Origin of the sequence: Hyphomicrobium album (assembly GCF_009708035.1) — a bacterium.
GTDB classification, from domain to species: domain Bacteria; phylum Pseudomonadota; class Alphaproteobacteria; order Rhizobiales; family Hyphomicrobiaceae; genus Hyphomicrobium_A; species Hyphomicrobium_A album.
Genome location: NZ_WMBQ01000001.1, coordinates 1951194 through 1965123, shown reverse-complemented (window position 1 = coordinate 1965123; position 13930 = coordinate 1951194). Strand labels below are relative to the sequence as shown.

11 protein-coding genes are annotated in these 13930 nt (G+C 64.0%); 9 read left to right on the top strand and 2 right to left on the bottom strand.

Annotation, left to right across the window (positions count from 1 at the left end; all coding sequences use genetic code 11):
- The first annotated feature begins 10 nt into the window (after positions 1-10).
- Positions 11-1510, top strand: a complete 1500-nt coding sequence (locus tag GIW81_RS18835; RefSeq protein ID WP_195930492.1) for a glucosamine inositolphosphorylceramide transferase family protein — start codon at positions 11-13, stop codon at positions 1508-1510.
- 190 nt (positions 1511-1700) lie between these two features.
- On the opposite strand, the gene GIW81_RS09370 is transcribed toward GIW81_RS18835, so the two are convergent.
- Entirely contained in the window at positions 1701-1916 is a 216-nt protein-coding gene (locus GIW81_RS09370; protein ID WP_154738952.1) for a hypothetical protein, read from the bottom strand.
- 397 nt (positions 1917-2313) lie between these two features.
- On the opposite strand from GIW81_RS09370, the gene GIW81_RS09365 reads away from it, so the two are divergent.
- Genes GIW81_RS09365 through GIW81_RS09335 form a run of 7 tightly spaced genes read left to right on the top strand, consistent with a single transcriptional unit; the run spans position 2314 to position 10817 of the window.
- Positions 2314-2403 (top strand): K(+)-transporting ATPase subunit F, encoded by a 90-nt coding sequence (locus GIW81_RS09365; protein WP_154738951.1) that lies wholly within the window; start codon positions 2314-2316, stop codon positions 2401-2403.
- 13 nt (positions 2404-2416) lie between these two features.
- A complete protein-coding gene (kdpA, locus tag GIW81_RS09360; protein WP_154738950.1) occupies positions 2417-4120 on the top strand; it encodes a potassium-transporting ATPase subunit KdpA in 1704 nt (567 codons plus the stop codon).
- Positions 4121-4146: 26 nt separating this feature from the next.
- The gene (gene kdpB, locus GIW81_RS09355; protein ID WP_154738949.1) at positions 4147-6267 is read left to right on the top strand and encodes a potassium-transporting ATPase subunit KdpB; all 2121 of its coding nucleotides are present in this window, start codon (positions 4147-4149) and stop codon (positions 6265-6267) included.
- Positions 6268-6277: 10 nt separating this feature from the next.
- A complete protein-coding gene (locus tag GIW81_RS09350; protein WP_154738948.1) occupies positions 6278-6883 on the top strand; it encodes a K(+)-transporting ATPase subunit C in 606 nt (201 codons plus the stop codon).
- Positions 6884-6919: 36 nt separating this feature from the next.
- Positions 6920-9640 carry a sensor histidine kinase gene (locus GIW81_RS09345; RefSeq protein WP_154738947.1) on the top strand — a complete coding sequence of 907 codons (2721 nt, stop codon included), beginning with the start codon at positions 6920-6922 and terminating at the stop codon, positions 9638-9640.
- On the top strand, positions 9637-10326 hold the full coding sequence (locus GIW81_RS09340; RefSeq protein WP_154738946.1) for a response regulator transcription factor: 690 nt from the start codon (positions 9637-9639) through the stop codon (positions 10324-10326). Before GIW81_RS09345 ends, GIW81_RS09340 begins: the two co-directional genes overlap by 4 nt.
- A 41-nt stretch (positions 10327-10367) precedes the next feature.
- Positions 10368-10817 (top strand): PTS sugar transporter subunit IIA, encoded by a 450-nt coding sequence (locus tag GIW81_RS09335; RefSeq protein ID WP_154738945.1) that lies wholly within the window; start codon positions 10368-10370, stop codon positions 10815-10817.
- 193 nt (positions 10818-11010) lie between these two features.
- Here the strand turns inward: GIW81_RS09335 and GIW81_RS09330 are convergent, their stop codons facing one another.
- Positions 11011-12696 carry a hypothetical protein gene (locus GIW81_RS09330; protein ID WP_154738944.1) on the bottom strand — a complete coding sequence of 562 codons (1686 nt, stop codon included), beginning with the start codon at positions 12694-12696 and terminating at the stop codon, positions 11011-11013.
- A gap of 173 nt (positions 12697-12869) precedes the next feature.
- On the opposite strand from GIW81_RS09330, the gene GIW81_RS09325 reads away from it, so the two are divergent.
- On the top strand, positions 12870-13928 hold the full coding sequence (locus GIW81_RS09325; protein ID WP_210251919.1) for a glycosyltransferase family 2 protein: 1059 nt from the start codon (positions 12870-12872) through the stop codon (positions 13926-13928).
- The last annotated feature ends 2 nt before the right edge of the window (positions 13929-13930 follow it).

Genomic DNA, 13930 nt, shown 5'->3' with positions numbered 1-13930 from the left:
CATCCTTAATATGAAGATTTCCGTTTGCCTTAACCCGGAGCAGCTGCGGCGCTGGCATTGCTGGCTGATCGACAGGCTCGTATGCGACGGCCACGCGGTTCGTCTGCGCTACGAGATGTCGGGCTTTAGTTTGCCGTCGTCGCTGGCGGCACTGCTCATGGTGCAGCGGACATTGAGCGGCGGCGGCGAGCGTGCCTCTGATCGTGTCGATGCCAAGGATTTGGCTGCGGCTTGCGGCGCCGCTCCAGCGGAAGGCGTTCCCGACGTCGAGATCAATCTCACGGGAGAAGGTTCCAATGGGCCGGACGGAGCCGCGACGCAGCTTTGGCCGCTCTACGATGGCGCGCGCGACGAAGCCGCGCTGTGGCTGGCGCTGCTGCAGGGGCGCGCGCCCGTCCTCGGAATAGGTTCCAGCGGCGGCCGCACGGCCGAGATCGCCCGGCCGGTCCTGGAGAACCCCCATTCGCTTCCGCGCTCGGCGGACAACGCGCTCTCTCGCCTCGTCGAAGGCATCGCGCGTGCCTTGCCCCGGCCGCTCGAGGGGGTCGGAGATAGCCATGCTGTGAACTCTACGGCTGTAGAGATCCCCATCGCGGCTGTCGGTGCTCTCGCCTGGAACTATGTGCAGACGCTCGCCGGGCAAGTCCTGGCGAATGTCCTAGCCAATGGACCATCATGGCGCACCGCGTGGCGTCGGGCCCCCGAAGGGCGCACGCACTTGCAACCGCTCCCCGGTCGCGGAGCGTATTCGGAAATCGCGACCGACGGCGAGCGGTACTATGCGGACCCATTCGTGATTTTTCGCGAGGGGATGCACCACGTGTTTGTCGAGGAGCTGCCCTACGCCACGCAGAAGGGCATCATCTCCCACGTGTCGATTGACGCACGCGGCAATCTCAGCCGCGTTACCCCCGTGCTCGAGTGTGCGCATCACCTTTCGTATCCGCAGATCATCGAGCACGAGGGCGAGATCTACATGCTGCCCGAGGCGTCGGCCTCGGGCGCGCTCGACCTCTACAAGGCGAAGCGCTTTCCCTATCGCTGGGCGCACGCGGCGCGCCTCATCGACGCGCCGCTCCACGATGCCACGCTCTTCCGCCACGACGGGCGCTTCTACATCACGGCCGGCATGCAGGCGTTGCGCAGCGCCAGCTACGACGCCCTCGGCATCTATTCGGCGCCGAGCCTGTTCGGGCCATGGACGCCCAATCCCGGCAACCCGGTGCTCGTCGACGGGCGGTTCAGCCGGCCTGCGGGCGATGTCTACAGTGCCGATGGAAGCTTGTGGCGGCCGATTCAGAACGGCACGCGCGGTTACGGTGCGGGACTCGAGATAGCGCGCATCACGGCAATCGATGCGACGTACTTCGCGCAGGAGCCGGTGGCGTCGCATGCGTTCGCGGCCGGCCGAGCGGCGCTCGGCCCGCACACGCTCAACTGGGCTGCGGGGATAGAGGTCGTCGACTACTTTGCGAACGGCGCGGAGCTGTTGGGGCGAAAATCTGCCTGATCCAAGCTGCGACGACGGAATGTCTCTGCCTCAAAGGCGAATGCGCGTGCCGCATTTCGAACCGCGCGTCGCTCCGCCGTGCCGCTACGAGGCCGTGCAGTGGATTGCGGACATCAATCGCGGCAGCGTGCAGATGCGCGACTGCGCCGGCATGCATGTTGCTATAGTTGGCCATCGCTAGATCCTCCATCTAGATCCGCAGCTCGACCGGCTCAGTCGTGACCGATACAGCGCCCGGGCGCCTCTCGGTTTCGGCCGCCGCATAGTCGAGCGCCGCTTCCTGCGACACGAAAATGCCGCCGCACGTGCCGGACTTGTCGATCGCGACCCAATGACCTTCATGGTCGCGGCCGACGCGAAAACACCGCGCGTGCGTCACGGATGTATGGCCGTTTGCCGTCAGCATCGCTGTTCTCTCGGTTACCTACGGCTCGTGGCCGCGTCCGAAAGATGCTGACGACCCCATCAAGAAGCGATGGGGACCGGCAGGCGACGTCATTTGAATCTCATAGTCGAGGCCGTGCCGGCGCCGCTCCCGGCCGGTCTTTATGAGATTCTTATAAGCACCCCTACGGCGCCCCCTCGAAAACACATGCGCCAAGTGGCACCTAAGGGCCGCGCCGGAAACCACCCCGTTGAGCCAAGTCAAGGCAGATAGGGGTCAGCGAGGAAATTGTGGTTCGGCTGGATCTCGCAAGGAGCACGCGAAATGTTCGACATCGTTCTGGTGGGACTCGGGCTCGGCGGCTTCGTGCTGACGCTCGCCTACGCCCACGCCTGCGACTGGCTTTGAGGAGGATCCGATGGAATTCGACCTGTGGCTCGCCGGCCTCGTGACAGCGGGCCTTCTCGTCTACCTCGTCTACGCCCTGCTCCGCCCCGAGCAGTTCTGAGAGGCACACAACTATGACCCTCAATGGCTGGATTCAAATCATCCTGTTTTTCGGCATCGTCGTTGCGCTGGTGAAGCCGCTCGGCTGGTACATGACGCGCGTCTTTAGCGGCGAACGTACACTCCTCTCGCCGGTGTTGCGCCCGGTCGAGGCTTCGCTCTACTGGGCGGGTGGCGTCGACGAAAAGCGCGAGCAGGACTGGCTGACCTACACGGTCGCCATGCTCTTGTTCAACGTCGCTGGCTTCCTCGCTCTCTACTTCCTCCTGCGCGTGCAGGGCACTCTGCCGCTGAACCCGCAAGGCATGTCGGCGGTGCCGGAGGCGCTGTCGTTCAACACGGCGGTGAGCTTCGTCACCAATACCAACTGGCAGAACTACGGCGGCGAGAGCACCCTCTCCTACCTGACCCAGATGCTGGGCCTGACGCATCAGAACTATCTATCGGCGGCCACCGGCATCGTGCTCGCGGTGGCGCTCATCCGCGGCTTTTCGCGGGCCTCCGCCAAGACCGTCGGCAACTTCTGGGTCGACGTCACCCGCTGTACTCTCTACGTGCTGCTGCCTATCTGCATTCCCCTTGCCCTCTTCCTGGTTTGGCAGGGCATGCCGCAGACGCTCGCCCCCTACGTCGAGGCGACGACGCTCGAAGGCGCCAAGCAGACGATTGCGGTTGGCCCAGTTGCGTCGCAGATCGCCATCAAGATGCTCGGCACCAACGGCGGCGGTTTCTTCAATGCCAACGCTGCGCATCCGTTCGAGAACCCCACCGCGCTGTCGAACCTGGTGCAGATGGTGGCGATCTTCGCGCTCGGCGCCGGTCTCACCAATGTGTTCGGCCGCATGGTCGGCGACCAGCGCCAGGGCTGGGCGATCTTCGCGGCGATGAGTGTCCTGTTCTTCGCCGGCGTCACGCTCGCCTACTGGGCCGAGGCGCATGGCAATGATGCCTTTACCGCCCTGGGCCTCACGGGCGGCAACATGGAAGGCAAGGAGGTGCGATTCGGCATTCCTCTGTCGGCGCTCTTCGCGGTTATCACGACGGCAGCCTCGTGCGGCGCCGTCAACGCCATGCACGACTCGTTCACCGCCCTCGGCGGCATGGTCCCACTCATCAACATGCAGCTCGGCGAGATCATCATCGGCGGCGTCGGCGCGGGTCTCTACGGCATGCTGCTGTTCGTCATCCTGGCGATCTTTGTCGCCGGCCTGATGGTCGGCCGCACGCCCGAGTACATCGGCAAGAAGATCGAGGCGAAGGAGGTCAAGATGGCCATGCTCGCCATCCTGATCCTGCCGCTGATGTATCTCGGTTGGTCGGCCGTGGCGACGGTGCTGCCGTCGGCGGTTGCCTCGATCGCCAATGCCGGACCGCACGGCTTCTCGGAGATCATCTATCTCTACACGTCGAGCACGGCGAACAACGGATCGGCGTTCGGTGGCATCACCGGCAACACCGACTTCTACAACATCACCGGTGCCGTCGCGATGTTCATCGGCCGCTTCTGGGTGATCATCCCGGCAATGGCCATCGCCGGCTCGCTCGCGGCGAAGAAGACCGTGCCACCGTCCGTCGGCACGTTCCCGACCGACGGCGGACTGTTCGTCGGCCTCGTTGTCGGCGTGGTCCTCATCGTCGGCGGTCTCACCTTCTTCCCGGCACTCGCCCTCGGACCCATCGTCGAGCACCTCGCGATGCGCGCCCACATGCTCTTCTGAGCCGTTTCATCTCGGAGTCCATCGTCATGGAAGCCTCTAAGACACATCCGCGGAGTACCGCCTCGGCGCTGACCGATCGCAAGATCGTCGGCCCGGCGATCGTCGCGGCGTTCGCCAAGCTCGATCCGCGGACTCTGATCAAGAACCCGGTCATCTTCGTGCTCGAGGTGGTGACCGTCCTCACGACAATCATCTTCGCGCGCGACCTCATTATGCAGGGCGGCGGCGAGAACCCGCTGTTCACTCTCCAGATCATCATCTGGCTGTGGTTCACGGTGCTGTTCGCCAACTTCGCCGAAGCCGTCGCGGAAGGGCGAGGCAAGGCCCAGGCCGCCAGCTTACGGCGCCAGCGCACGCAAACGCAGGCGAAGCTCCTCGGCAGCGAGCGGTCTAAGGACTACAAGCTCGTGCCCGGCACCAGCCTGAAGGTGGGCGACGTCGTGCTGGTCGAGGCCGGCGATATCATCCCCTCCGACGGCGAGGTGATTGAAGGCATCGCCTCGGTCAACGAGGCGGCGATCACCGGCGAATCGGCGCCGGTCATCCGCGAGTCGGGCGGCGATCGCTCGGCCGTCACCGGTGGCACGCAGGTGCTCTCCGACTGGGTTCGCGTGCGCATCACCGCCGCGCAGGGTTCGACCTTCATCGACCGCATGATCAAGCTGGTGGAAGGCGCCGAGCGGCAGAAGACGCCGAACGAGATCGCGCTCAACATCCTGCTCATCGGTCTCACCATCATCTTCGTGTTCGCCACCGCGACCATCCCGAGCTATGCGCACTATGCGGGCGGCTCGGTACCGGTCGTCGTGCTGGTGGCACTGTTCGTTACGCTTATCCCCACCACCATCGGTGCGCTCTTGTCGGCCATCGGCATCGCCGGCATGGATCGCCTCGTGCGCTTCAACGTCCTGGCGATGTCGGGTCGCGCCGTGGAGGCCGCCGGCGACGTCGATACGCTGCTGCTCGACAAAACGGGCACCATCACCCTCGGCAACCGGCAGGCGACCGAATTCAAGCCGCTCGTCGGCGTCAGCGAGCAAGAGCTTGCCGATGCCGCCCAGCTCGCCTCGCTCGCCGATGAGACGCCGGAAGGGCGCTCGATCGTCGTTCTGGCGAAGGAGAAGTACGGCATTCGTAGCCGCGATCTCTCACAGCAAGCGCACTTCATACCCTTTACCGCGCAGAGCCGCATGAGCGGCGTCGAGCTCGGCGACAGTTGGGTGCGCAAGGGTGCGGTGGATTCGATCCTCGGCTTTCTCAACGGCGGGGGTAGCGTGACGCAAGGCCGCTCGTCGACGGTGCTGGCCCTGCGCCCGGCGGTGAGCGCCGAAACGGTGCGCGAGGCCAACGCAATCGCCGACGCGATCGCCAAGTCCGGTGGCACACCGCTCGCGGTGGCCAAGGACGGCAAGTTGCTCGGCCTCGTGCATCTCAAGGACGTGGTGAAGGGCGGCATCCGCGAGCGCTTCGCCGAGCTGCGGCGCATGGGCATCCGCACGGTGATGATCACCGGCGACAACCCGATGACCGCGGCGGCCATTGCCGCGGAAGCGGGCGTCGACGATTTCCTCGCGCAGGCGACGCCGGAGGACAAGCTGCGCCTCATCCGTGACGAGCAGGCGAAGGGCAAGCTCGTCGCCATGTGCGGCGACGGCACGAACGACGCGCCCGCCCTCGCTCAGGCCGACGTCGGCGTCGCCATGAACACGGGCACGCAGGCAGCGCGCGAGGCCGGCAACATGATCGACCTCGACTCCAACCCGACGAAGCTCATCGAGATCGTCGAGATCGGCAAGCAGCTTCTGATGACGCGCGGCTCGCTGACGACGTTCTCCATCGCCAACGACGTGGCGAAGTATTTCGCCATCATCCCCGCGATGTTCGTGGCCATCTACCCGCAGCTCGGCGCGCTGAACATCATGGGCCTGGCGAGCCCGCAGAGTGCCATCCTGTCGGCGATCATCTTCAACGCCCTGGTGATCATCGCGCTTGTCCCGCTCGCACTGAAGGGTGTCGCCTACCGGCCGATCGGCGCCGGGCCGCTCCTGCGCCGCAACCTTCTGATTTACGGCCTCGGCGGCGTCATCATCCCGTTCATCGGCATCAAGGCGATCGACATGATCGTCACTGCCCTGCACCTGGCCTGAGGAGGCAACTATGTTGAAAGAGCTTCGCTCTGCCCTGGTTCTGTTCGCCGCCCTGGCGTTCCTCACCGGGCTCATTTATCCGCTCGCGGTCACCGGCCTCGCGACGTCGATCTTCCCCGATGAGGCACAGGGTAGCCTGATCGAGCGCGACGGCAAGGTCGTCGGCTCGCAACTGATCGGCCAGTTCTTCACGAGCGACCGCTATTTCCACGGTCGTCCTTCGGCAACGCTCGGCCCGGATCCGGCCGACCCGGCAAAGACCGCGCCGCAGCCCTACAATGCGGTGAACTCGATGGGTTCGAACCTCGGCCCGACCAACAAGGCACTGGTCGAACGGGTTGCGGGCGACGTCGCCAAACTCAAGTCGGAGAACCCCGGTGCCCCGGTACCGATCGATCTCGTCACCACGACCGGCAGCGGCCTCGACCCGGACATTTCGCCCGAGGCCGCACTTTTCCAGGTGCCGCGCGTTGCCAAGGCTCGCAACCTCGACGAGGGGACCTTGCGCGCTCTTATCGGGAAGCATACGGATGCCCGGCTTTTTGGAGTACTAGGAGAGCCGCGCGTTAATGTTCTGGCGCTCAACCTGGCGCTCGACGGGGCGGCGGCGAAGTAGTCTGCCGCTCCGGGACGCGGCCCAAGGCCAACATCCATGGCAGAGCAGAGACACGAACTGGACCAGCGTCCCTCACCGGAAGCCCTGCTTCAATCCGCCTGCCGGGACGAGACCCGCACCGGCAGGCTGATGATTTTCGTCGGCGCGGCACCGGGCGTCGGCAAGACCTACACGATGCTGGAGACGGCGCGCGCCCGCAAGAAGGACGGCTACGACGTCGTCGTCGGGGTTGTGGAGACGCACGGCCGCAAGGAGACGAAGGCGCTGTTGCGCGGTCTCGAGGTCATTCCGCGCCGCATCGTCGAATACAAAGGGCGAAGTCTCGAGGAGATGGACCTCGATGCTATCATTGCGCGGCGCCCGCAGATCGTTGTCGTCGATGAGCTTGCCCACACGAATGCCTTTGGCAGCCGCCATCCGAAGCGGTACCTCGACGTCGAGGAGCTGCTCAGTCACGGCATCGATGTCTACACGACGGTCAACATCCAGCACATCGAGAGCCTGAACGACGTCATCGCGCAGATCACGCGCGTGCGGGTGCGGGAGACGATCCCCGATTCCGTGTTCGATCGCGCCGATGCGGTCGAGCTCATCGACCTCACGCCGAATGATCTGATCCAGCGCCTCAAGGACGGCAAGGTTTACATCCCTGACCAGGCCGAGCGTGCCCTTGACCATTTCTTCTCGCCCGCCAATCTCACGGCATTGCGCGAGCTGGCGCTGCGGCGCACCGCGGAGCGGGTCGACGATCAGCTTCTGACGCAGATGCGAGCGCGCGCCATTCCGGGGCCATGGGCTGCCGGTGAGCGGTTGCTCGTGTGCATCAGCGAGGATCCGCGGTCCGCCGGTTTGGTGCGCTACACCAAGCGCACGGCCGACCGGCTGCACGCCCCCTGGACGGCGCTGAGCGTCGAGACGCGCCGCAGCGTGCGCCTCTCGAACGAAGAGCGCGACCGCATCGCCGACACGCTGCGGCTGGTGGAGCGGCTGGGTGGCGAGGCGGTGACCATACCCGGCGGGTCGCACGTGCTGGCCGACGACATCGTCGCCTTCGCCCGCGCCAACAATGTCACGCAGATCATCATCGGCAAGTCCGAGCGCTCCCGCTGGTTCGAGGTCCTGCACGGCTCGGTGGTGCACGATCTGTTGCGCCGCTCGGGCAACATCAGCGTGCAGGTCATCGCCGGCGACGAGCTGACGGGCGACCCGATTCCGAAGAAGACCGTGCGTTCCGCCGCCGCGAAGCCGTCGTACAACGCAGTTCCCTACATTGCCGCACTGGCGTCCGTATCGGCGGCCCTCGCCTTTGCCTGGTTTACGCGGCCGTACTTCGGCATCGAAAGCGTCGACCTCGTCTTCCTCACCGCGGTGTTCGGTGTAGCCATCCGCTATGGCCTGAAGCCGTCGCTGCTGGCGAGCGTTGCGGCGTCGCTCTGCTACAACTTCTTCTTCTTGCCGCCGCTGTTCACGTTCACGATCACCGATCCAACCAACGTGGCGGCGTTCGTGTCGTTCGCGGTCATCGCCGTCGTCGTCTCCAATCTCGCGGCGCGCATGCGCAGCCAGGCGGTGATCGCCATCGGCCGCTCGCGCACGACCGAGGCACTCTATGCCTTCAGCCGCAAGCTGGCCGGCACCGGCACGCTCGACGAGGTGTTGTGGGCGACCGCCTTTCAGATGGCGTCGATGCTGAAAGTGCGCGTGGTGCTGCTTCTGCCGGCTGGCGACGCCCTCGCGGTGAGGGCCGGCTATCCGCCGGAGGACACGCTCGGCGCTTCCGACATCGCCGCGGCGACTTGGGCGTGGAAGAACGAGCGCCCCGCCGGACGTGGTGCCGATACGTTGCCCGGAGCCCAGCGGCTGTTCCTGCCCATGCGCACGGGCCGGTCCACCGTGGGTGTCGTCGGCATCGACAGCGACAGTCCCGGCCCATTGCTCACGCCGGATCAGCGCCGGCTGTTCGACGCGCTGAGCGACCAGGCGGCGTTGGCGATCGAGCGCGTGCGCCTGGTCGACGACTTCGACCGCGCCAAGCGGACGATGGAGACGGAGCGGCTGCGCGCCGCCCTGCTCACCTCATTGTCGCACGACCTCAAAACGCCGCTGGCCGCGATCTTCGGCGCCGCCGGCATGCTGCGCGAGTTGGGCGAGCGGCTGACCCCCGCCGACAGGGACGAGCTGCTCTCCACCATCATCGGCGAGTCGGAGCGGCTCAACCGCTTCATCGCCAACCTGCTCGACATGACAAAGCTCGAGTCGGGCGCGGTCGCGCCCAAGACGGTGCCGCATGAGGTAGGCGATATCATCGCCGCCGCCGTGAAGCGCGCCGGCACGGTGCTCGCATCGCATCGCGTCGACGTCGATTTGCCGGAGGGCAATCCGCTGGTGCGCGTCGACGACGTGCTGCTCGAGCAGGTCCTGTTCAACCTGCTCGACAACGCCGCCAAGTACGCCCCGGCGGGAACGACCATCGGGATTCGTGCCTGGCGCGAGGGGCCGTCGGTCATGCTGCAGGTGCTGGACGAGGGTCCCGGTATCCCGGCCGCCGATCTCGAGCGGGTCTTCGACAAGTTCTATCGCGTGCGGAAGGCCGATCACGTGCGCGCGGGCACCGGGCTGGGCCTCGCGATCTCGCGCGGCTTCGTCGAAATCATGCGGGGCACGATCGTCGCCGGCAACCGCAGCGATCGCACCGGCGCCGTGTTCACAATTGCCTTGCCTGTGGCCGAGGTCGCTGCCATGGAGCCGGTCGCATGAACGCCCCCGCTCTCAAGGTGCTGGTCGTCGACGACGAGCCGCCCATTCGCAAGCTGCTGCGCATGGGGCTTACCGCCGAAGGCTATCACGTGATCGACGCGCCGAACGGCAAAGCGGCGCTCGCCGAGCTGCCGCAGAAGCCCGACGTGGTCATTCTCGACTTGGGCCTCCCGGACGTCCAGGGGCTCGAGCTCTTGCGGGCGCTGCGCGAGAAGAACGAGGGCATTCCCATCGTCGTGCTATCGAGCCGCGCCGATGAGGCGGCAAAGATCCAGGCATTGGATCTCGGCGCCGACGACTACGTTACCAAACCGTTCAGCATGAACGAGCTTTTGGCGCGCATTCGTGCCGCCGTCCGCCACCAGTTGCAAAGCCAGGGCGAGCGCCCGATCTTCCAGGTGGGCGATCTCTCCGTCGATCTCGTCCGCCGCATCGTCAAGATGCGCGGCCAAGACGTTAAGCTGTCGCCTAAAGAATACGATCTATTGCGCCTATTCGTGCAGCATGCCGGCAAGGTCCTCACCCATAACTATCTGCTCGACCAGCTGTGGGGGCCGAGCGCGGACGCGCAATATGTCCGTGTCTACGTTCGCCAGCTGCGCAACAAGATCGAGCCGCAACCGGATCGTCCCGAATACATTCACACTGAAACTGGAGTGGGATACCGCCTGCGCCTGCCGGACTGAGGCGCGTGCGGGCCGCATACCCCAAGGAAGTTCCAATACCGATGCAGCTCAGTGACATTCTCATTCCTAGCCACGTGCTTCCCGACGTGCGTGTCGCCGACAGGTCGGCGCTCCTGCGCGAGCTGTCGCGCACCGCCGGCGCCACTTTGGGTATCCCCGCCGAGGCGATCGCGTCGGCGCTGGTGAAGCGCGAAGCGCTCGGCTCGACCGGCATGGGCGGTGGCATGGCGATCCCGCACGCGCGGCTGGCCGGACTGACCAAACCGTTCGGCCTGCTGGCGCGCCTCGATCAGGGGATCGACTTCGACGCCGTCGACGGGGAGCCGGTCGATATCGTTTTCCTGCTGCTGCTCCCCGAGGCGTCGGACGCCGACATCAACGCGCTTGCTTGCGTCGCGCGCAAGCTGCGCGACACCCAAGTGCTTGCGGCGGTCAGGCGCGCCAAGGATGCGCGGGGCATCTTCGCCCAAATCACCGCGGAAGCCGCGTAGACGACTTAAGGTCGTGGCCGTGGATCGAGCCCTGGCGGCCATCAGAATTCGCGCGCTGCAAGTCGGGTACGGGTCAGAAGCGGAAGTAAAGCCCCAGCCCGCGGTGACGTCCGACGATCGGGTGGGTGCCCTTCAGCTTCCAGAGGGGGCGGAGTTGGGAGCGCACCAAACATGGATGCATAGGAAGGCGAGCCTACTTCTGAACCGCCACGTGTCCTACGCGTTTGAGCAGCAGCCAATTGTCCGAGTGTTCGACTTCCGTGAAATGCTCTCTCAGATACGTGTCATACTCTTCGCGCAATTTAACGGCGGTCTCTTTGCAGCAGCCCCCCGCCCTCTCATCCAAGATGGGGAGCATGACGTTCTCGACTTCCGCGAACAGCGGCCCCGGAGGAGGATATTGGCCCTCGCTATGCGACATGTTGAGATCCCACCACAGGGGCACGCCCTTCGGAGAGGGCAGGCCGAGAGCAAACGAAAACGGATCAGTTAGTGCGAGTACCAGGGTCTTGCGACGCTCGACGTTATTGCGCCGGAGGATGAGAAGCCCCTCATTGATTTTGAAAGGAACCTCCTTCGCAAGCCAGTACGCCGTCTTCCAGTTTGACCAATCTGGGATCACGAAATCGCGTAGCGGCTCGGCATCGAATCTCTGGGACGTGGGGGCGCCTGACGCGACGTAATCCCTTCTATCGAGGGAGTTTGCCAGGCTCCGGACGTCGCTAATGAATATCTGGGAGAACAGTACGAGGGGGAGGCCCAATACAATCCAAGTGCTTCTCCACGTGTAGGAGTTTGGCGCGGCCCATCCGTGGCGCAACGCATACTCCGACAAAATCAGGGCGGCGATGACCAGAGCCGGTATCTCTCCGGCCTCGCCTGTATTTCCGACAGTTAGAAACATGGCGGCGCCGACGATGAGCGCTAGCGACAGCGTTATCTTGACAGGCTCGCTCCAAAGCCGCCGCTCGTGAGTGTTTGGAAGCGCCACGACTAGCAGCCAGTAGAGACCCAGCAGCGCCAGCTGCGGCATCGCATCTATGCCGCTCCGGAAGAGGCGGTAGCCTCGATCGGCGAGTGACTGAGATTCGCTCGCCGCTGCAACGTCGGCCAGGTAGTCAGCGACGCTTATTCCCAGGATCGCCCAGGCGGCGGCACACACTGCCGCAAAACCAACAAACGACAGCCAGGCGGTCGAGCGCAGCTCCGGGCGAAGAACGAGCGAAAACCCGTACACCCCGACCCCGACGATGAAGAAAGTGATCTTGCAGAAAAACAGGAGCCCGAGCAGAAGCCCCGCCGACAAAGAATCGAACACTGCGAATCGTGCAGCCTCAGATTTCGGAGCCAGCATCAGCTGGATCATCAGTATCGACAAGAGTGCCCACCCATATCGATTATAGAGCATCGCGTAGGTGGTTGTTTCGACGTCGTAGCCGAGAGGTCGTGTGGCGGCCAGTAGAACTACGATGAACGCCGTTAGGATCAAACCAAAGACCGGTGTCAGTCTCTTGTAAGAGATTGCAATGGTCCAAAGCCCGACCAGACTGAGGAAGATGGAGTTTCCATAGGCGAGGGCCTGAAGCGACGGACCATCGATCCTCATGCCGAACGCAAAGACCGCATATACCAGCGCCCCAATGGGGTTGTGGAAATCGGTGTGTGGTATCTGGCCGCTGCAAATCCGCCAGGCGCCATCGATGAGTACGAAGACATCCCACGGGGCCGCGATGTAGGTCGGCCCGATGATCAGAACGATGCCGGCGATGACTGCAACGCAAAGGAGTGCCAAAAGCAGGTAAGTCGCTTCGCCCCCAGCAGACCAGCGGAGGAGGCGATCTGGGACGCTGACCAGACGATCGATACCTGGCTCACGCATCGGGATCCCACTTGCACTCGGATGAAGGGACGCACAGCGTGGCCTCCGTCCCGGGGCTTGGCAATTAGCCCGTTCGACTTGATTTCATTAATGGTCCTCCAAAGGGTGTACAGCGGCTACTCAGAACGATGAGGTGAGCGCCCCTGTGGATCGACGTAAACTGCGAGCCGATATTGAGCCCAGCGGCGGGGTATTTTTGCTTGCTATCTCATACCTCAACAATTCAGAAGGTATCCGCATTACGCGAAGAGCGTCTGCTGTCGATTGTCGTTCCCTGCTACAATGAAGAAGCTTGTTTGGATGCTACCGTTGCGCGTCTCAAATCGCTCTGCGCAGAACTCCGTCCCTTAGAAGTCGAGTTGATCTTTGTCGATGATGGCAGCCAAGACCGCACGCGCGAGATACTGAAAGGCTATGCCGTCGAGGATCGGCGCATACGGATCATTGGTTTGGCTCGAAATTTCGGCCACCAACTGGCGGTTACTGCGGGCATCGACGCTGCAAGGGGTGATGCCATCGTGCTTATCGATGGCGATTTGCAAGATCCGCCGGAAGTCATCCCCAAGATGGTCGCCCGGTGGCGCGAAGGCTTCGACGTGGTCTACGGTCGTCGGACGGAGCGCGCGGGCGAGTCCACCTTCAAGCTCGCAACTGCCCGCATCTTTTACCGGTTGCTGAACAAGCTATCTGACGTGCCGATACCGCTCGACACCGGCGATTTCAGGCTGATGAGTCGTCAGGTAGCAGACACGCTGCGAGCGATGCCCGAGCGGGATCGGTTTGTACGCGGCATGGTTAGCTGGGTGGGCTTCAAGCAGACTGCACTATCCTACCAGCGAGCGGCCCGCTTCGCCGGAGCGAGCAAGTACCCGCTGCGCAAGATGGTGCGTTTTGCCACGGACGGCATCCTGTCCTTTTCGACCAAACCCCTCCAGATGGCCGTCGCGCTCGGCATGCTTTCGGCGAGTGTTGCTTTACTCGGCATCATCTATGCGCTGACGCTACGCATCTTCACCGACTTGTGGGTCGAGGGTTGGACAGCGTTGTTCATCGCCGTGATGTTTGTCGGCGGCGCGCAACTGCTCTGCATCGGAATCCTCGGCGAATACATCGGCCGAATTTACAGCGAAGTGAAAAAGCGGCCACTCTATGTGGTGCAGGAATCTATCGGCCTCGAAGATCGTGATCCGGTACTGGCCACGAGCCCAGTTTACCTGAAGTCAAAGCCGTGAAC